Genomic DNA, 18298 nt, shown 5'->3' on the forward strand with positions numbered 1-18298 from the left:
GATTATCCATTTTTGTCCGAGTCGGTGTAATAGCTGCTTTGAATAAATTTTTCCATAGCCTGAACCCGCGATTTGACTCCTAATTTTGCATAGATTTTTTTTAAATAATTGTCTACAGATCGCTTGCTTACGAAGATTTCATTGGCAACCTGCTCCTGGGTAGCTCCCTTTACGACCAAAGTCATAATTTGGATTTCATCTTTGGTCAGCAGTACTTCTTGAGTAGGCAAGCTTTTCATCAGCCGCATTCCGCGATATATGGACAAGGGGATCATCGTACAATCATCCATAATACACCGGATCATATTCTGGATCACACGCTCACTCGATTCCTTGGAAATAATGCCGCTAACGCCAAGTTCGATCAAATGATTATAAAGGTCAGATACATCGATACCCGTAAAAATAACAATGTGCGTATCCGGAGAAAGCTCCTTAATTTGCTTGGCTACACTGCTGCCGAATTGATCGGGAAGGTTGTAATCAAGCATAATCATGTCCGGCTTGTGAAGCGTAGTCATCTCCAGACATGTCTTGCCGCTAGCTGCGATGCCTATTACCCGGATATGTTCAATTTGCTCCAATATCATTTGCGTTGCCTTGGCCATAACGGGATGGTCATCGACAATGAGTATACTTCTTTGCATCTTCAGGCTACCTTTCTCATCGGTATGGTCACAGATAGGTAGACTCCGCTTTCCATATCCTTTCTAATGTTCAAGTGTCCGTTTAAAGATAGAATCCTGCTTCTCATTTGTTCAAGACCTGTTCCGGAGGACCCAATCTCTTTGCTTGTTTCTGACTGGGTGTGAAACCCGATACCGTCATCCTTATAAACGAGCAGGAAATTATTTCCTTCTGATGTTAGGGTGATGCTGACTATAGAGGCAAGTGAGTGTTTTTTGGCATTATTCAATAGCTCCTGAACAATCCGGAATACGTGTCTCTTGGCATCCAGATCCCGATCTTCAATCCTTTCGGCTCCTAGTGCCATGAATTCAAGCTGGAATGGACATACGGGAGTCTCGTGCTCTACCAGCTTGCGCAGCGTGCCAATCAGTCCGATTTCATGAAGCAAATGCGGGTGCAGCTCAAAGCAGTTTTGGCGCAAGTTCGTATTAATAATTTCCACATAATCGAGAATGCCCTTCATTTGCTCGATGTCTTGTTGAGGAAATTCAGGTTTTTCGATCAAGGAAGCAAATCGCTTTTTGAGAAAAAACAAATCCTGCATGGTCGTATCGTGAAGGTCTGTTGCAATCCGCCTGCGCTCGTCCTCTTGAAGCTCAAACATCAGCTTACGGAACCAGACCAATTCCTGCGCACTCTGTTCACTGGGCATTTGTGAAGCTAGCTGCTGCAACTTCATGTTTAGTTTATGAATCAAATGCATATTTTCCAAACTGACGGCAAGATAAGAAATAATAAAATTCAACCACTGCATGTCTTCCTTGCTTAGGGCTGTATTCGTCTTTTTATCGGTCATGATCAGATAACTGGTGTACTCCTCATGACGATTAATTTCAAACCGCAGTAAGGAGGGATAATTCCACGCTTCCACATCGGCCGAGCCCTCGATAACAGGCAAAGAGATTTGGCCTTCAGTAACCGTTTCAATCCTGTCTTGATATTTGTAGACGATAGCGGCGCCAAATACTTGCAGCGTATTGACGATATCGACCAGAACCATTTCTTTAAGCTCCCGAAAGCTGGAGATCGAACATAGGTTGTTGGCAATCTTTTTCATGGCACGATTCAAGTAATATTTGCGGGGAAATATAATAAACTCCAGCTTAGTTGTAAAATATTCAAACGAATACAAAATAAAGGCTATAGTCATAACTGTGGTAATGAAGCTAAGTGCGATGTGCTGTGAAGTTACCCTGTACTGAAAAATAAGAGTGTGAACAGCCACCAAGCAGAGGCTCGGGATGATTGAAAGCATGACTGTAAACAGCACACGACGAAGAACGAGATCAATATCGTAAAGCTTCTTGGCCAGTATTAGATAGGCAAAGGATAAAGGGAAAAACAAGACGAAAATAGAAGTGTACAATGAACTTACCCAATCATAACTAAAAAGCAATTGGGGAATAAAGGAAAGCAGGGCAAATGGAGAAAACGAGATGACGAGTGACCACCATACCGTCTTAATCATCGTAGCGAGAGGGGAAGATTCCCTGCCATGTTTCCGATAAATAAATAAAAGAAAAATAAAATTCAGAAAAAGTCCAATCAAGAAAAATAGAATTACAATTTTTTCATTTATGGAATAAAAGTTATTAGCTATGTATTCAGAAAAAAAGGTTTGTCTTATTACAAATATTGAACACAGGATGACATATAAAGGTTTCATAAATTTCGGAGAAAAATTTCTTTTTCCTTTTTCATTGAAAAAAACGATTAAAAAATGAAGAAAGACAACAGGGAGAGCCATCATTAAGCTGCTTATGAGAATCTTCCCCAATGTATCTCCCCTCTGCGATGCACCTAAACTCGCATATATAAGGCCAATATTTAAAAAAACAAGTGAGAGAAAACGCGCTGATATGGAATGACGTACCTTTACATATAGTAAAGCAGCAAAAAAAAGAGTCATGATTGCCTCAACTTGCGGAAGGACCTGCATGAGTGAGCTTGCTTTTGAATTCCCTAAACTTTCCTCAAAAATTCTCCCTTCACGGGATATGAGGATACTGTCTGCTTGATCAATAGATCTCCACCTCCGTATGGAAAAATAAGTGTCTGGTTCTTGAGCATTTACTTTTTTTATAATATCTCCGACTTGTAAATTTAGTTTTAAACTGGCGCTATCTGTTTCTAATTTACGTATGGACCATTCATTTTGTTGGTTTTGTGATAACATAATTCCGAGATACGGATATGTAAGCGTAATATAAGTACACCAACCGTAAACTAAAACAAGAAGGATTATCGTCATTCGAAAAAAAATTTTTTGTCTCATCCCAATCCCCCCCCTTGCTTTTTTATAATTTCTGATATAATAAAAATGTAACATTTGTAAAAAAATGTCGTAAGGGGTGTTCATATGTCGAGTTTGGTGTATTCGTCTGAATTGCAGCATGTTGTTCGTACATTAAAGCAATATGATTCACAAAAAGTAATGAACTTCTTCAAGGATGGAAAATGGTTCGAAGCTTGGTCTATTTCAGCAGTAGAAGCTCAGATTGTTATGCAGACGTTTTCCAGAACCGCGAATGATCGTATCAAAAAAGCGGTAAACGAAGATTTTTGGCAATAATTTATTACTTAATTTTACCAAAACAATAAGAGATTGTATATTGGGACTTCCCTATTATGCAGTCTTTTTTTGTGTTTTGTCTTGGGTCTAAAGATGCAAATATCCTTGTATATTTTTGCAAACATTTGGTTTTCTTGTCGAATACGACTTGGTAATACAGGATCTATTAACAATAAACAGTAAATTTTGTAAGTATATATATCTATGAGTCTTTAGAACTATAAAGGATCGTGTAACGATTGTCGAAGTAGAAAAGAAGGTAAAATACCCAGTGAAAGAAAGACTCAGTTTCATATAGGGAAATCGATCACAGATCGGACCTTACAAGAAAGAGAGAGAATCGGAGGATGCGGGATGAAACTTACACTGTTTAAGAAATTGTTATTTAGTTTTTTGCTTGTGCTATTACTTCTGTCCATTATTAGCATAACAGCGATTACCAACATGGGCAGCATGGGAAACACCTCGAAAAAGACAACTCAGGTGGGACTGCCTAATGTTATTTTGCTTAGCAATCTGAATCACGATCTGATGGAGCTTGACGATCTCATTCTGCGTATTCAATTGAATATTGAGGATCGAAGCGCTGATCAGGAGATGGAGAGCATTAATTCCAAGGATTCGGCTCTATCCCAGCCGGATAAGGCAAAAGCGAAGTTTGATGAGATTCAGGGGAAAGTAAAGTCCCTCGAGCACATCGGCTCCGAAACAGCGGATAAGGGCCTTATACAATATTTCAATGAAAATTGGGCCAAGTATGCGGCTGCGTTCCCCTCGCTTTTGACAGAGGTACAGAAACACGGTCAGCAAGGGCTGGATTTGATTCAACAAACGAATCAGCAGGTATCGATATGTACAGTAGTCATCAATGAGCTTACCAAAAATAACCAGAAATATGCGAATGAATGGGGCGAGGAGATGATCACCTCCTATTATTCGGGCGTCATCTGGGTTATCGTACTAAGTATACTTGCCATTTTGGTAGGCTTGACCGTATCCTTTTTAATAGCCCGTCATGTTTCCATACCGATAAGAGCAATGAGCTCGGTTGCCACAAAGGTATCTGAAGGCGATTTATCTGTCACGCAACTCACTTTAAATCGTCAGGATGAGATTGGCGAGCTAAGTGCGGCATTTGAACAAATGACACAGCATACACGTACGATGATACTCAAAATTAATGAGCACGCCAATCTGGTAACCGTCTCAGCCGAACAGCTCAAAGCAAGCTCAGGTGAGATGCAGGCGGCATCCCGTCACATCGCTCAAACCGTCAAAGAAGTGGCTACAGGAGCAGGTGAACAAACGCTTAGCATGGAGGAAACCTCACGCTCTATGGAAGAGGTTGGAGCGGGGATTGGACGACTGGCGGAGAACGCATCCTCGATTGCGGAGACGGTTGAATCATCCAGGCAGCAGGCTGAGCATGGTGGTGCTTCCATTCAAAATGCCGTGGAACAGATGGGCTCAATCAATGAATCGGTCGTTCAAACCGATCATATTATTCAGCAATTGGGAGATAAATCGCAGCAAATCGGCGAAATTCTCCATGCCATTCAGGACATTGCCCAGCAAACTAATCTATTAGCGCTTAATGCGGCTATTGAGGCAGCACGGGCAGGTGATCACGGGTTAGGGTTTGCCGTGGTTGCGACCGAGGTTCGCAAGCTGGCCGAGCAATCCAGCCAGTCATCCGGAGAAATCGCTGCGCTGTTAGGCGAAATTCAATACGGAATCGGGGATTCCGCCAATGCCATGACCAAGGTAAAAGAAGAAGTCTTAACGGGGATTGATCGGGTGCGGGAGACGGAAATTAATTTTGATCATATTTTGCAATCGACAACCCATATTGCCTCGCAGGTTCAGGAAATGGCTGCGACCTCGGAGCAAATGTCAGCAGGAGCTCAACAAATTACCGCTTCCGTCTTTCAGGTTGCAGAGATTGCGCGGAGATCGGCTTCAGCTTCACAAGGAGTGGCCTCTTCAGCCGAGCAGCAGCTGCAAGCTACGGACGGTGTAAAATCGTCGGCTCAATCCTTATCTGAAATGACGGAAGAGCTGCACCTTTTGTTGTCCCAGTTCAAGGTATCTTAATCGTCCAGAAGCATATGTTATGCGTGTATTTAGAGCCTTGTTTCAGCCATTGCTGAAGCGGGCTTTTTGTTATGGAAAAAAATAATTAGGCGCATAGTGCAGTGTATTTGCGGAAACATGCGTCTATGGATATGGAGAGGAGGGGGAGAACGATCACAGAAGAAACCCGATGGATCGAACGGATTGTGGATGGCGACCACGAAGCTTTTCGCTTATTGATGGATAAATACAATACGTATCTGTTTCACGTTGTTTATTCGGTGCTGCGATCGACTGCGGACGCTGAAGATGTAACCCAGGAAGTGCTGCTCAAAATTTATGCTTCTCTCCCTCGGTACGAGCATAAAGGTTTGAAAACATGGATGACCCGGATCGCCGTGAACAAAGCGATTGATTACAAAAGGTCGCTGGAACGCAAACGGGAGCAGCTGACGGACCAGCTGGAAGAATTGATACCGAACGAGGCCAACGAAACAACAGTTGAGGATGAAGTGCTGCATACACAGCTTCAGCAGCGGGTACGGGACTATTTGCACGAGATGCCGGATAATTACCGCCAAGTGGTGGTTGCCTTCTATATTGAGGATAAAAGCTATCAGGAAATTGCCGCAGAGCAAGGCATTGCATTGAAAACGGTAGAGTCCAAGCTGTATCGGGCCAAGCAATGGATTCGCAAGCATTGGAAGGAGGATGAGCTGATATGAAGCATTATACCGGGGAACAGTGGATGAACTACGTAGAGCAGAGATTAATTGATGAGGATAATCAACAGATGGAAATGCATCTCGGTACCTGCGATTCGTGTATGGAGCTGTATATGCAAAGCCTTGAACGGGTGGTTAGCTCGTATCCTTCGCTGCCTGATGAAGCAGCTTTGGCAGACCGGGTCATGTTGGCTATTGAAGCGGCGGATTCCATAAGTCCAAGCTCTGCGGATTCAAGACCAGCTCCATCGGAAGAAGCTGGATTCGGCAGCCAGAAGCTAAGAAACCCGATCCTATGGATGAAAGCGCCGCTGTTCCACTATGCTGTTGCTGCGGTAATTACGCTTGTCCTGATGACCTCAGGTGTATTTCAATCCATAGTCGATCACCCGGTTGGGATAGACAGGACTTCCAATGGGGATGCGCAGTCGGAAGCAGCGCAGGAGCCTGTATCGGTTTCTAAAAAGCTGATGGACAAAACCATCGTCGTGCTGGACTCCATCCAGCCTAAACAAGAAAAAGGGGGAAATCGTTAATGCCATCCAAACATCCGATAACCGCACTGCTGTTATCTTTAATTCCCGGGCTTGGGCATCTGTATATCAACAGGATTATCAGGGCGTTTTTCTATGCAGCCAGTTTTTTTGGGCCGTTGCTGTTAGCGTTTCTGATAGTGGTTGCAAAAGGATTACATCGTTATGAAGGGCCGTTGATCATTCTGATCGGTATCGCTCTTCTGGCAGCGGCAATCAACCTGCTGGATATGTTCATCACGGTCGTGGGGGGCAGGGGGCCATTCGCAGAGAGGGCCAGGCAGAGCTCGTATGGAGGCGATGCTCAGGAATCTTATTATGCAGATCCCGCCCAGGCATCTTATGGTGATAATGAACGTGTAAATACGATACTGCTGTCCTTTATCCCGGGGCTTGGTCATTTGCAGCTGGGGATGATGCAGCGCGGACTGGCTTTTTTGATTGCATTTTTTGGTGCGTTGACGATGATCGTATTCGTTGCTTCTGTCACCAATAGTGATCGATTTATCGTGTTTCTAGGGGTTTTACCGATTATTTGGCTGTACAGTCTATTTGATTGCATCCAACAGCTGCAGCGCAAGAGGCAGGGAGAAGTGCTGCTGGATCGAACATTTCTGGAGGATTTTCAAGCAAGTCGTGAGGACGGCAAGAGGAGTAAAGTACTTGCTACCTTCTTATCCATTGTTCCTGGTGCGGGACACCTGTATCTGGGATTACAAAAACGCGGATTGCAGCTGATGATCGCTTTCTTTTTGAGCATTTATATTCTTGATGTGCTGAGGCTTTCCATCTTTTTATTTCTGATTCCGATTCTTTGGTTTTACAGCTTTTTCGATGCGCTTCAGCACATCTCTAAGCAGGGGCAGGAGCCGTTAAAAGATGTTCCCATCGTCGATTGGCTCGTCAATCATCAAAAATGGGTAGGTGTAGTGCTGCTCGGTCTCGGGCTCTATTACCTGACCGATGAGATGCTGCTCACTGCGTTGGATCGCTGGTTTCCTAAAGAGCAGATTTCGATATTGTTCCACCGTTATTTTCAAACCGTAGTCGTCTCGATCCTGCTTATTGGCGGTGGCCTGCGGCTGCTCGCTGGGGGTAGCCGCAGGCCGATGGATCCGAAGAAACGTTAACCGCGTTTTGCTCGCAGCTTGCGGAAAAATTGTGTCAGCAGCAGACTGCATTCTTCCTGCAGGACGCCACTAATAACATCGACCTGATGGTTGAAGCGATCCTCCTGAAGCAAATTCATCAAGGTTCCGGCGCAGCCGGCTTTGGGGTCCACCGTACCGTAGATGACCTGTGGAATACGTGCCTGGACAATCGCCCCGGCACACATGGGGCATGGCTCCAGGGTAACGTAGAGCTTACAATCGAGCAAGCGCCAAGCTTGCAAATACTCACTGGCCTGCTTGATCGCAATCAATTCTGCGTGCGCGAGCGGGTCCAGCGTGGATTCTCGCAGATTATAGCCGCGGCCGATAATCTGATTTTGCCATACGACAACAGCCCCGATAGGCACCTCAAGCAGCTCTTCCGCCTTGCGTGCTTCTTCAATTGCGGCTTTCATATATTCAATGTGCTCTTGCACGAAAAAACACCTCTTCCAGCAGCTGGGATGTTAATAAATAGGGAACAAACATTCGGTTGTGAACATGCTGTGGATAAATCTGTGGATAACCCGGTGGTTATGCACAAATCGCTTTAAATCACTGTGGAAAATGTGAAAAACACGATCATTCGATAAACTTGCTGCGAATCTCTGCACTGGGAATCATGCAGCTGTCGTACTTGCCGAACCAGCGATACCTGCGCTTGGCAATGAAACGGTAGACGATGTCTCTAATCGGTCTGGGTACAGCCTTGAACACGGTTAGCAGGCGCCAGGCGCCCCCTAATCGCTTGCAAATTTGCAGCACAGCCGAAGAATGGGTGTAAACGGAACGTCCTTCACAGAGTATAACCGAATCCAGTGAATCGTTCTCGTCTTTCCATGAACCGGAGGCTAACAGATGTATGGCGTAATCGGATTGAAGTGGAGCAAATCGGAACGTATCATGCTGGTCATGACGTAGAATGAATTGTACCCATCCATTACAAAATCGGCAAACGCCATCAAACAAGATGATTGAATGCGTTTCCAGCGATTGTTCGGGTTTTGGATCATTTTGGGCTGTCATGGCATCACCTTCCCCTTAATTTGGAGCATTATATCACATTTTCCTCAAATACAAATGAATTTATTGTAAATTCCGTGAAAAAAGCTTGCAGAGATAAAATCGAGAACGTATAATAACAGCATACCTCATATAGGTATTATGTCCTAAAATGCAGTGATTTTCATCACTAAATGATACCCGTAGGCAAACTTGCTGAAAAGCAAGGACGCAAAGCTCAGGGTCTAAGGTTTCTTGCTAAAAAGAGACTATGACAGCCTAGCCGCGACGAATCTTTTCTAGCGGTGTGCAACGGCTGTTTTCCAGACTTGATGTCGGAGAGCGGCCTTTATTCTTATAACACGCCAGAATTTATAAGTTTTCAGCGGAGCTGAAGGATTCTTATGTTTCAAGAAAACCTACCTCTGAACCGCGGTCGCTCATCTTTGAAAGGCCTCGATAGAGGTTTTCTTATATAGGCATGGATCAGGATGCAATAACAGAGATATACAACGTGAGGAGTGGGAGACGATGCTATCCAGATCTGTAACCGCAGGCATAAGTTACGAATACACAGATGAGATATTCAAAAACCCGTCCACTGTCTTGATTCATAGCCGTACCGTTGTGGAGAAAAATGATTTTGTATCAACAGGTCTGCTATCTTATGCAGAAGGTGACATTTTGGAAATCGAAATTCCCGAATACAAGGTATTTGAGCTGGGAGATTCGGTGAAACTGACCGTATATTCCGCGGGAGGTATTTTTACATTCCAATCAACTGTCGTGGCCAAGGATGAAGGCTCGCTTATCGTGATTAACCCTCCGCAAAATCGGCAGCGGTTTGTAGAAAAGCGCAGCAATCCCCGGATTGAAGTCAGTGAAAAGGGCACGATCCATAAGCTGACCCGTCAGGATACGAAAGAAAAGCAAACCTTAAACAAGGCTGTAGGGCTGACCGTTCAAAATATAAGTGTAAGTGGACTTGGATTTACCGTCCGGGATGAGTTCGATCTTGGGCACGATTCAATCGTAGATGCGGAATTGGATCTCGGCTTTTCATTTCCTTGCGTATGCGAGGTCATCAGACGTGAAAAGATCGAGGGCGGTTATTACTATGGAGCCCAATACGTGCAGTTGGCTTCAGACAAAGCCATTTCATTACGGGCTTACGTATTGAAAAAACAGGTGGAAGCGCACTTTAGCAAAAAGAATTTGGAAATGATAAAGCGTACATTCAAGTAAATCAATAACGGCATAGGCTTGTTGCTTCCGCCCCTCAGGCGGATTTTTTTGCATAGTGACAATAGTTCTTGAAATGCGATATAATAAGTTTTTAGGGATACGGAAAACATTTAATTAAGGAGTTGTCCTATACATGGCTTTAAAAGCTGGAATCGTGGGTCTGCCGAACGTAGGAAAATCCACTTTATTTAATGCGATAACACAGGCAGGCGCCGAAATGGCGAACTACCCTTTTTGTACAATTGATCCGAATGTCGGTGTGGTAGAGGTTCCCGATGAGCGTCTGATTAAGCTGACTGAAATTGTCATACCTAAGAGCGTAGTGCCTACAGCTTTTGAATTTGTTGATATTGCCGGTCTGGTTAAGGGCGCGAGCAAGGGAGAAGGACTTGGCAACAAGTTTCTGGCCCATATCCGCGAGGTGGATGCAATTGTTCACGTAGTGCGCTGTTTTGAGGATGAGAACATTACACATGTATCCGGTGGCATTAATCCGGTTAGCGATATTGAGACGATTAATTTGGAGCTTGTATTGGCGGATATCGAATCGGTTGAAAAACGGATCGAGCGTTCGCGTAAAAATATTAAGGGCGGCGACAAAAAGTATGCGGCTGAGGTCGAATGCCTGGAGCGTGTGAAGGAAGCCTTGTATAACGATCAGCCTGCACGCAGTGTGGAATTAAGCGCTGAAGAGAAGCTGCTGATTCGTGATCTGCATTTGTTGACAATGAAGCCGATGCTGTATGCAGCCAATGTAAGCGAGGATGAAGTGGCAACTGCTGACGATAATCCTTATGTGCAAAAGGTTCGCGATTTTGCCGCGGCAGAAGGTGCGGAAGTGGTGCCGATCAGTGCCAAGGTAGAATCGGAAATTGCGGAGCTGGAAGGCGAAGACAAGGCGATGTTCCTGGAAGAGCTTGGTTTGCAGGAATCGGGCTTGAACCGTCTGATTAAAGCCGCTTATCGACTGCTCGGTTTATATACGTATTTTACAGCTGGCGTACAAGAGGTTCGTGCATGGACGATAGTCGAGGGGACTAAAGCACCGCAAGCGGCGGGTGTGATTCATACCGATTTTGAACGCGGCTTTATTCGAGCTGAGGTCGTTGCCTATCAGGATCTGGTCAATGCCGGTTCGATGAATGGTGCCAAGGAAAAAGGCCAAGTACGTCTGGAAGGAAAAGAATACGTCGTGAAGGACGGAGATGTTATGCATTTCCGCTTCAACGTATAGCGAGGCATCGGACGCGGGAACGATGTAAGCATAATGGTTGGTCATTTGAACCTATACGGATGATGTGGTCTTAACTAACGGATAAGGAGTGATTGGTATGATTGACAAGTTACAGTCGTTGGCAGGTCGCTATGAAAAGCTGAGCGAGCTGCTGTGTGATCCTGACGTAACGAGCGATACAAAGAAGCTGCGCGAATATTCCAAGGAGCAGTCGGATCTGCAGGAAGCCTATGACGCTTATATTGAATATAAAGGCGTTGTCGAGCAATATGATGCCGCACGGGCCATGCAGAACGAGAAGCTGGATGAGGACATGCGCGAGCTTGTAAAAATGGAGCTGGAGGAGCTTTCGGAGCGTAAGACAGAGCTTGAAGAGCGGATTAATATTCTGATGATGCCCAAGGATCCGAATGATGACAAGAACGTCATTGTGGAAATCCGCGGCGCGGCTGGCGGAGACGAGGCGGCATTGTTTGCCTCCGATTTGTACCGGATGTATACGAAGTTTGCCGATGTTCAAGGCTGGCGGACTGAGGTTATGGATGTCAGCATGAACGATCTGGGTGGCTTTAAGGAAATTATTTTTTCCATTAATGGCAAGGGTGCCTACAGCAAGCTGAAGTATGAGAGCGGAGCACACCGTGTGCAGCGGATTCCGACGACGGAATCGGGCGGACGGATTCATACATCAACTTCTACTGTAGCAGTAATGCCGGAGATGGAAGAATTCGATATTGAAATTCATGACAGTGACATCCGTGTCGATACGTTCTGCTCCAGCGGTGCGGGTGGACAGTCGGTTAATACAACCAAATCAGCAGTTCGTGTGCTTCACGTTCCGACAGGGATTATGGCTACTTGCCAGGATGGCAAATCGCAAAACTCGAATAAGGAAAAGGCGCTACAGGTGCTGCGTGCACGGATTTTTGATAAATTCCAGCAGGAAGAAATGAACAAGTATGCGGGCGACCGGAAAAGCAAGGTCGGCACTGGTGACCGCAGCGAACGAATTCGGACTTATAATTATCCGCAAAGCCGTGTGACTGATCATCGTATCGGTCTGACGCTGCATCGTCTGGATGCGGTTTTGAATGGAGATATGGATGAGCTGATTTCCACGCTGACGATTGCTGCGCAATCGGAATTGATGGATCGGGGAGAGCAAGCGTAAACAGATGTCCTTCGAGCATAAGTTGACTATTCGTGAAGCCTATGTGGAGGCTTCTTCTTTTTTGTTGCAGCATGGGGCGAGTGAGGCTGCCAGCAGTGCAGAGCTGCTGCTGCAGGAGCTGCTCGGGTTAACGCGCAGCGAGATGCTGCTCGGCTGGCAGGAGCCGTTCCCGCAGGAGCTTGAAGCTCGATGGAGAGAGCTTCTGGCCCGCAGGGCGGCAGGCGAGCCTGTGCAGTATATCATCGGGGAGCAGGAGTTCTACGGGCTCCCCTTCACGGTGACGCCAGCGGTGCTGATCCCGCGGCCGGAGACGGAGCTGCTGGTTGAGCAGATCGTGCTGATCGGTAAGCAGCTATGGCCGGAGATGGCTGTTGGAGTGGAAGTAAGCCGCGTGAAATCCGGAGCTGATCGAGATCCGGCCTCCTTGGATGAGCAGCCTGCTCAAGGCGAGGCTACTGGTGAAGGCCTAGAGGCGAGGCTGGGGGCTGATACCAAATGTGGAGCAGACAGGCGTCTGCTGGTCGCAGACATTGGTGCCGGGAGCGGGGCGATCGCGGTGAGCCTCGCTGTGCAGTGCCCGCAGTGGCGCGTCATGAGCTCCGACATATCGCCGGCTGCGCTGGCGGTGGCTCAGGGGAATGCGGAGCGCCATGGGGTTGGCGAGCAAGTCACCTTCCTTGAAGGTGATTTGCTCGTGCCTTACATCGAGCGCGGCTTGCAGCTCGATGTGGTCGTATCCAATCCACCGTACATACCGGAGGCGGATGAGGTTGGACTGCAGCCCGAGGTGAGGCTGCATGAGCCGCGATCTGCGCTGTACGGAGGCGCAGATGGGCTTGATCTGTATCGCCGGCTGACGGCGCAGCTGGCTGAGCTGGAACGGCTGCCTGCACTGGTTGGTCTTGAGGTAGGTATGGGCCAGGCAGACGAGGTGGCGAAATTACTGAGCCAGGCGGGAGAATGGGATGAAATGCGGATCATCCCGGACTTGGCAGGAATTGCACGTCATGTGATTGCGATCCGCTATCCCGTGCGATGATCGTCTTTACATTTGTTTGGTCGACGTTAACAACAGAGTGAATCTATCTATGAGAGATAGATTGCTAGAATCATAGAATGATAGGTTTAACCTCTCTCGTATCGGTGCATACTGTTACTAGAAAACAAGACGCAGCGAAACGCGAGAGGGAAGGTATCATTCATGAGAAAAACCAACGGTTACCGCCATCATATCTATGTTATATTTGCACTCATCATTCTGATTTGCAGCTGGGAAGCCAATCTTCAGTCCTCTATCATTTTCGCATCAGGAATAGGTTCTGAGGCAGACCGTGCGAATGGAGCGGGTAGTATTCCTCAGGAATCGATCCGTCTGCGGATTTTGGCCAATTCCGATTCACCGGCTGACCAATGGATCAAACGCGAGGTGCGTGATGCCATTATCGAGGAAATGCAGCAGTGGGTTGCTGAGCCCCAGGGCATGGAAGCTGCTCGTGCTGCCGTTCGCGCCCATTTACCAGAGCTGGATCGCATCGTTGGCAAAACATTGAGCCAATATGGCTTTACCACTCCTTATCAGGTGGAGCTGGGCATTGTGCCTTTTCCTGCCAAAATGTACGGGAGTCAAATTTACCCTGCTGGCGACTATGAAGCGCTTCGTGTATCGATTGGGGCGGCAGAAGGGCAAAATTGGTGGTGTGTGCTGTTCCCGCCATTATGCTTTGTAGATTCCGAGGTTATTGCCAAACCATCCAAGGAGCTCGCTGCAGACGTTGGATCACCCGCTGCCAAGGTGGGACAAAAGACATCGACAGACGTAAAATCAGAAGGAAAAAGCAGTCCGTCGGACAAGCTTGTTCAGGCTCAGACTGAAGCCGTGCAGCCGGAAATTCATTTCTTTCTGTGGGATTTACTGAAGAAGTTATTTGCGTAAGAGATCAACTGCAGGGCAAGTCCCTGAGACCCAATAGATATCATGACGAATACATGCAGGATTCTTGAACCATGAACCATTAAAGATGGACCCTGCACAGCTGGGAGGCCTATGCGAATGACAAAATTATGGAAGGCCGCCATGGACAATCTGGGGCCTGAGGAGCTGGCAGAGTCCGCGCGAATGCTTCGCGAAGGCGGGGTGATCGCGTTCCCTACGGAAACGGTTTATGGCCTCGGTGCCGATGCCCGGCAGACAGAGGCGGTCAATAAGATTTTCTTGGCAAAAGGACGGCCCTCGGATAATCCGCTTATTGTTCATATTGCAAATCGGTCTCAAATGGCAGAGCTGGCGGCTCCTCCGGATGAGACTGTTTCGCGTTTGCTGGATCTTTTTTGGCCTGGACCTTTGACGGTCATTCTTCCTATCAAACCAGACGTTCTTTCACCGCTGGTCACAGCAGGCTTGTCTACGGTTGGGCTGCGTATGCCGGACCATCCGGTCGCCTTGCAGCTGCTTAAGGCTGCTGGCTGTCCGGTAGCTGCCCCTAGTGCGAACAGTTCAGGGCGGCCAAGCCCTACAACAGCCGCACATGTGTACGATGATCTGGCCGGTCGCATTGACGGTATTGTGGATGGGGGGGCTACAGGCGTTGGTCTGGAATCTACAGTCGTCGAATACACAGCGCCGAACGGGGAGGTGGGAGGCGTGCTTCATATATTGCGGCCGGGTGGTGTATCGGCTGAGCAATTGATTGCGGCGCTGCCTGGTATCGAGGTGCGCGAAGCCTCTATACTCCAGGATTCATCTTCAGCGCCGCGCGCGCCTGGGATGAAGTACGCGCACTACGCGCCTCGCGGTGCGATGACCCTTGTTCAGGGCTCCGCTCCTGAACAGGTGCTCGCTCGCCTCCAGCGCGAGCTCGACCAAGCCCGCGCACGCGGAGAGCGCACAGGCGTACTCACTTATCGTGAGCACGCCGATGCGCTGCGCGCGGATACCGTTGTCGCCTGCGGAAGTCTAGGCGACCTTGAAACCGTCGCGCACGGGCTGTACGCCGCGCTGCGCCAATTCGATGAAGCCGGCGCGGACTTCATCGTAGCCGAAGCCTGCCCCGAAGCGGGTATCGGGGCGGCTATCATGAACCGGCTGCGCAAAGCGGCAGCCAACCGCATTATCTACGTGTAGCAGTAGCCACTAGTCCCATCCCAGTCATGTTTCTCTACTTGTCCGCATATGTTGATGAAGAACAGGACAGGGGGGCGACTGAGATGGACTGGGCATCACCACTGATGGTGGGGCAATTCATAACCATACTGGTCATGGCGGTAGCCTTAGGTCTTGATGCGTTATCGCTGGGTATCGGGATCGGGATGAAGGGCATTCGAAAGTGGGATATTCTCAAGCTGAGCCTGATGATTGCGATATTCCATATGGTTATGCCGCTTGCGGGTATGTTTATGGGCAGTTACATGGGATCATTATTAGGTGGAGTAGCGACGATAGCAGGAGGCATTCTGCTTGTAATTCTTGGTATACATATGATCTACAACTCCTTGAGGGGAGAAGCGGCCAAATCGGTTGACCATAAAACCTTTCTGGGCATGCTGCTGTTTGCGCTTAGTGTCAGCATCGATTCATTTTCCGTCGGCGTTTCGCTGGGCATGTTTGCCGGTGACCGTGCGCTGACGGTACTGATGTTCGGTACGGTAGGAGGAATCATGTCCATTACCGGTTTGATGCTCGGCCGTAAAGCGGGACGATGGGTCGGGGAGTACGGGGAAGCCGTAGGTGGAGTCATATTGTTGGCATTTGGAGCACGATTTTTATTATGAATCGGAAACTGGACTACAGCTATATATCCATTTTTACGTCGTTTTGAGGTACAATAGGAATAGGGCTCAACAGCCAATCATCATAGAGGAGAAAGGTGGGGATTTCTAATGAACCGAATATTGTTTGTGTGTACCGGGAATACGTGCCGCAGTCCGATGGCAGAAGGTATGCTTCGCGCGATGCTGAAAGAGCAGGGGATGAATCACATAGAAGTCCGTTCGGCCGGGACCTCAGCGGGTGATGGCTATCCTGTTTCCAACAATGCGGCAGTTATATTGCGCGAAAAAGATGCTTTGCAGGCGATTAGCTCTTCCTCATTAACAGGGTCATTGCTGGATTGGGCAGATGTGGTGCTTACCATGACTACGAGTCACAAGCAGCAAGCGATCCAGCGTTTTCCGGCATTCGTTGACAAAATGCACACACTCAAAGAATTTGTGAGTGAAGATCAATCAGCCAAAGCGCGTATGGACGAGCTGGCGGCGTTGATTGCCGAGCTGCAGCTTAAGCAGTCTTTATCCCAGCAGGTGACCATGGAGGAACTCGCGCGAGTGAGGCAGTTGGAGCAGTCTTTACCTGACTACGATATTGCTGACCCGTTCGGCGGATCTTTATCGGTATACAGACAGTGTGCAGCAGAAATCGAGGCATGCCTGCAGCAGTTGATTCGTCTTCTTAAATGCTAAGATTTATGGAATGAAAAGTTCAAGGGAATAGGTCTTTTTACGGCTTTACAGCCTTGAATATTTCCGTTATGATAAGAATAAGAAGCAGGACCTGATGTAACTGGCGACGAGTGGGGCTTACCACAATGGAGCATCGGGGCATACGGCCGGTCGCCTGGGCAAAGAGCATTGCAGTGCTGATAGTGGCACGCAGTATGCTCTTTTTTCGTTTAGGATTTACCATATTTGATTTCATTTTTCTGTACGCATTACGGTATAATGGACAAATTGGATGACAATCAAATTCGTCTACGATAGTGTCCAGAAAACTTGTCAGGAGGCGCATCAAATGAAATTAGTCATAGGTTCTGATCATGCAGGCGTGCAGTTGAAGGATGGAATTATTAAGCTTGTGCAATCTTTGGGTCATGAAGTAACAGACGTAGGCTGTCATAGCACGGATTCCGTGGATTATTCGGATTATGCGATCGAGGTTTGCAATAAGGTTGCCGCAGGAACGGCCGACAGAGGGATCTTGCTGTGTGGGACGGGAATTGGAATGACGATTGCAGCTAACAAAATCGCCGGCATTCGCTGTGCGCTTGTACACGATTTATTTTCAGCCCAAATGACCCGTCAGCACAATGATTCCAACGTTCTGGCAATGGGGGAACGTATTGTTGGACCGGGTTTGGCGGAGTCTATTGTGAAGGTTTGGCTCGAAACCGAATTTTCCAACGGTGAGCGTCATGTGAATCGCATTCAAAAAGTAATGGAATTGGAAGACAAAGTCACTCCTCAATCGTAATCAGTCGTACAGCTTGACGAAGGAGGCAACGGGGTATGGACATTCAGTCACAGGTAGAACAAGTACTGCGTGAGCTGGTACAGGCAGGCAATATCCAGACAGGACAACTGCTTGTCATTGGGACGAGTACGAGCGAAGTGTTGGGTCATCACATTGGTACTTCAGGCACAGAAACGGCTGCCCAGCCTATCTTCGCTGCGGTTGAAGCCGTGCGTGCCGAGGCTGGCTTTTACCCGGTATTTCAATGCTGCGAGCATTTGAATCGGGCGCTTGTACTGGAGCGAGAAGCAATGCTGGCTTATCGGCTAGAGCCTGTGTCGGCGATACCTGTTCCGCGTGCAGGCGGCTCGATGGCTTCGTATGCCTACAAGCATTTGAAGCAGGCCTGTCTCGTTGAGGCCGTTTCGGCCCATGCGGGCATTGATATCGGCGGAACGCTGATCGGGATGCATTTGAAACCTGTGGCGATTCCGCTGCGTCCTTCGATTCGGATCATTGGTCATGCCTCGGTTCAGATGGCCTACACCCGTCCGAAGCTCATTGGTGGCGCTCGGGCTGTATATGTGGTAGAAGAGTATTCTGCTGACAACGGATTTTGTGAATAAACCCAACTAACTATCATGTGGAGGCTTACGAAATAAGAAGTAAGTTATCTGCGGA

19 protein-coding genes and 2 riboswitches are annotated in these 18298 nt (G+C 47.7%); of the genes, 15 read left to right on the plus strand and 4 right to left on the minus strand.

Going from position 1 to position 18298, the window contains the following annotated elements:
• Window positions 1-2 precede the first annotated feature (2 nt).
• Both LRL21_RS31660 and LRL21_RS31665 read right to left on the minus strand, forming a co-directional pair.
• On the minus strand, window positions 3-647 hold the full coding sequence (locus LRL21_RS31660) for a response regulator transcription factor (RefSeq protein WP_240419774.1): 645 nt from the start codon (window positions 645-647) through the stop codon (window positions 3-5).
• A gap of 2 nt (window positions 648-649) precedes the next feature.
• Complete coding sequence (locus LRL21_RS31665; RefSeq protein WP_240419775.1) at window positions 650-2158, minus strand: sensor histidine kinase; 1509 nt, start codon at window positions 2156-2158, stop codon at window positions 650-652.
• Between the two features lie 891 nt (window positions 2159-3049).
• Between LRL21_RS31665 and LRL21_RS31670 the strand changes: the two genes are divergently transcribed.
• The 5 genes from LRL21_RS31670 to LRL21_RS31690 all read left to right on the plus strand — a co-directional run bounded on the left by LRL21_RS31670 (window position 3050) and on the right by LRL21_RS31690 (window position 7723).
• Window positions 3050-3262 carry a hypothetical protein gene (locus LRL21_RS31670; RefSeq protein ID WP_240419776.1) on the plus strand — a complete coding sequence of 71 codons (213 nt, stop codon included), beginning with the start codon at window positions 3050-3052 and terminating at the stop codon, window positions 3260-3262.
• 354 nt (window positions 3263-3616) lie between these two features.
• Window positions 3617-5356 (plus strand): methyl-accepting chemotaxis protein, encoded by a 1740-nt coding sequence (locus LRL21_RS31675; protein WP_240419777.1) that lies wholly within the window; start codon window positions 3617-3619, stop codon window positions 5354-5356.
• 101 nt (window positions 5357-5457) lie between these two features.
• Window positions 5458-6060 (plus strand): RNA polymerase sigma factor, encoded by a 603-nt coding sequence (locus LRL21_RS31680; protein WP_338044706.1) that lies wholly within the window; start codon window positions 5458-5460, stop codon window positions 6058-6060.
• The gene (locus LRL21_RS31685) at window positions 6057-6596 is read left to right on the plus strand and encodes an anti-sigma factor family protein (protein WP_240419778.1); all 540 of its coding nucleotides are present in this window, start codon (window positions 6057-6059) and stop codon (window positions 6594-6596) included. The genes LRL21_RS31680 and LRL21_RS31685 overlap by 4 nt, the downstream gene beginning before the upstream one ends.
• Entirely contained in the window at window positions 6596-7723 is a 1128-nt protein-coding gene (locus tag LRL21_RS31690; RefSeq protein WP_240419779.1) for a hypothetical protein, read from the plus strand. The genes LRL21_RS31685 and LRL21_RS31690 overlap by 1 nt, the downstream gene beginning before the upstream one ends.
• On the opposite strand, the gene tadA is transcribed toward LRL21_RS31690, so the two are convergent.
• On the minus strand, window positions 7720-8181 hold the full coding sequence (gene tadA, locus LRL21_RS31695; RefSeq protein WP_338044707.1) for a tRNA adenosine(34) deaminase TadA: 462 nt from the start codon (window positions 8179-8181) through the stop codon (window positions 7720-7722). The genes LRL21_RS31690 and tadA overlap by 4 nt on opposite strands.
• 145 nt (window positions 8182-8326) lie before the next feature.
• Window positions 8327-8770, minus strand: coding sequence for a thiol-disulfide oxidoreductase DCC family protein (locus LRL21_RS31700; RefSeq protein ID WP_240419780.1), 444 nt, complete (start codon window positions 8768-8770; stop codon window positions 8327-8329).
• 172 nt (window positions 8771-8942) lie between these two features.
• Window positions 8943-9037, plus strand: a riboswitch (cyclic di-GMP riboswitch).
• 240 nt (window positions 9038-9277) lie between these two features.
• Between LRL21_RS31700 and LRL21_RS31705 the strand changes: the two genes are divergently transcribed.
• The 10 genes from LRL21_RS31705 to LRL21_RS31750 all read left to right on the plus strand — a co-directional run bounded on the left by LRL21_RS31705 (window position 9278) and on the right by LRL21_RS31750 (window position 18243).
• Window positions 9278-9991, plus strand: a complete 714-nt coding sequence (locus tag LRL21_RS31705; protein ID WP_240419781.1) for a PilZ domain-containing protein — start codon at window positions 9278-9280, stop codon at window positions 9989-9991.
• A 133-nt stretch (window positions 9992-10124) separates the two neighbouring features.
• Window positions 10125-11225 carry a redox-regulated ATPase YchF gene (gene ychF, locus LRL21_RS31710; RefSeq protein ID WP_240419782.1) on the plus strand — a complete coding sequence of 367 codons (1101 nt, stop codon included), beginning with the start codon at window positions 10125-10127 and terminating at the stop codon, window positions 11223-11225.
• A gap of 97 nt (window positions 11226-11322) precedes the next feature.
• Window positions 11323-12396, plus strand: coding sequence for a peptide chain release factor 1 (gene prfA / locus LRL21_RS31715; protein WP_240419783.1), 1074 nt, complete (start codon window positions 11323-11325; stop codon window positions 12394-12396).
• Between the two features lie 4 nt (window positions 12397-12400).
• Window positions 12401-13435: a N5-glutamine methyltransferase family protein gene (locus tag LRL21_RS31720; RefSeq protein ID WP_240419785.1), complete on the plus strand. Its 1035-nt coding sequence runs from the start codon at window positions 12401-12403 to the stop codon at window positions 13433-13435.
• Between the two features lie 162 nt (window positions 13436-13597).
• Entirely contained in the window at window positions 13598-14329 is a 732-nt protein-coding gene (gene spoIIR, locus LRL21_RS31725; protein ID WP_240419787.1) for a stage II sporulation protein R, read from the plus strand.
• Window positions 14330-14440: 111 nt separating this feature from the next.
• Complete coding sequence (locus LRL21_RS31730) at window positions 14441-15517, plus strand: L-threonylcarbamoyladenylate synthase (RefSeq protein WP_420832513.1); 1077 nt, start codon at window positions 14441-14443, stop codon at window positions 15515-15517.
• Between the two features lie 83 nt (window positions 15518-15600).
• Window positions 15601-16164 carry a manganese efflux pump MntP gene (locus LRL21_RS31735; protein ID WP_240419790.1) on the plus strand — a complete coding sequence of 188 codons (564 nt, stop codon included), beginning with the start codon at window positions 15601-15603 and terminating at the stop codon, window positions 16162-16164.
• A 108-nt stretch (window positions 16165-16272) separates the two neighbouring features.
• Window positions 16273-16851, plus strand: coding sequence for a low molecular weight protein arginine phosphatase (locus LRL21_RS31740; RefSeq protein WP_240419791.1), 579 nt, complete (start codon window positions 16273-16275; stop codon window positions 16849-16851).
• A gap of 86 nt (window positions 16852-16937) precedes the next feature.
• A riboswitch (ZMP/ZTP riboswitch) is annotated at window positions 16938-17018 on the plus strand.
• 161 nt (window positions 17019-17179) lie between these two features.
• Window positions 17180-17638, plus strand: a complete 459-nt coding sequence (gene rpiB / locus LRL21_RS31745; RefSeq protein WP_240419792.1) for a ribose 5-phosphate isomerase B — start codon at window positions 17180-17182, stop codon at window positions 17636-17638.
• Between the two features lie 35 nt (window positions 17639-17673).
• Entirely contained in the window at window positions 17674-18243 is a 570-nt protein-coding gene (locus LRL21_RS31750; RefSeq protein ID WP_240419793.1) for a TIGR01440 family protein, read from the plus strand.
• The last annotated feature ends 55 nt before the right edge of the window (window positions 18244-18298 follow it).

This window comes from Paenibacillus periandrae (assembly GCF_022458865.1).
In the GTDB taxonomy this organism is placed as follows: Bacteria; Bacillota; Bacilli; order Paenibacillales; family NBRC-103111; genus Paenibacillus_S; species Paenibacillus_S periandrae.

Excerpts from the sequence above, each read along its gene's own strand:
- LRL21_RS31660 (WP_240419774.1), bottom strand. The coding sequence starts at position 647 with ATGCAAAGAAGTATACTCATTGTCGATGACCATCCCGTTATGGCCAAG.
- LRL21_RS31665 (WP_240419775.1), bottom strand. The coding sequence starts at position 2,158 with ATGATTAAGACGGTATGGTGGTCACTCGTCATCTCGTTTTCTCCATTT.
- LRL21_RS31670 (WP_240419776.1), top strand. The coding sequence starts at position 3,050 with ATGTCGAGTTTGGTGTATTCGTCTGAATTGCAGCATGTTGTTCGTACA.
- LRL21_RS31675 (WP_240419777.1), top strand. The coding sequence starts at position 3,617 with ATGAAACTTACACTGTTTAAGAAATTGTTATTTAGTTTTTTGCTTGTG.
- LRL21_RS31685 (WP_240419778.1), top strand. The coding sequence starts at position 6,057 with ATGAAGCATTATACCGGGGAACAGTGGATGAACTACGTAGAGCAGAGA.
- LRL21_RS31690 (WP_240419779.1), top strand. The coding sequence starts at position 6,596 with ATGCCATCCAAACATCCGATAACCGCACTGCTGTTATCTTTAATTCCC.
- LRL21_RS31700 (WP_240419780.1), bottom strand. The coding sequence starts at position 8,770 with ATGACAGCCCAAAATGATCCAAAACCCGAACAATCGCTGGAAACGCAT.
- LRL21_RS31705 (WP_240419781.1), top strand. The coding sequence starts at position 9,278 with ATGCTATCCAGATCTGTAACCGCAGGCATAAGTTACGAATACACAGAT.
- ychF (WP_240419782.1), top strand. The coding sequence starts at position 10,125 with ATGGCTTTAAAAGCTGGAATCGTGGGTCTGCCGAACGTAGGAAAATCC.
- prfA (WP_240419783.1), top strand. The coding sequence starts at position 11,323 with ATGATTGACAAGTTACAGTCGTTGGCAGGTCGCTATGAAAAGCTGAGC.
- LRL21_RS31720 (WP_240419785.1), top strand. The coding sequence starts at position 12,401 with ATGTCCTTCGAGCATAAGTTGACTATTCGTGAAGCCTATGTGGAGGCT.
- spoIIR (WP_240419787.1), top strand. The coding sequence starts at position 13,598 with ATGAGAAAAACCAACGGTTACCGCCATCATATCTATGTTATATTTGCA.
- LRL21_RS31730 (WP_420832513.1), top strand. The coding sequence starts at position 14,441 with ATGCGAATGACAAAATTATGGAAGGCCGCCATGGACAATCTGGGGCCT.
- LRL21_RS31735 (WP_240419790.1), top strand. The coding sequence starts at position 15,601 with ATGGACTGGGCATCACCACTGATGGTGGGGCAATTCATAACCATACTG.
- LRL21_RS31740 (WP_240419791.1), top strand. The coding sequence starts at position 16,273 with ATGAACCGAATATTGTTTGTGTGTACCGGGAATACGTGCCGCAGTCCG.
- rpiB (WP_240419792.1), top strand. The coding sequence starts at position 17,180 with ATGAAATTAGTCATAGGTTCTGATCATGCAGGCGTGCAGTTGAAGGAT.
- LRL21_RS31750 (WP_240419793.1), top strand. The coding sequence starts at position 17,674 with ATGGACATTCAGTCACAGGTAGAACAAGTACTGCGTGAGCTGGTACAG.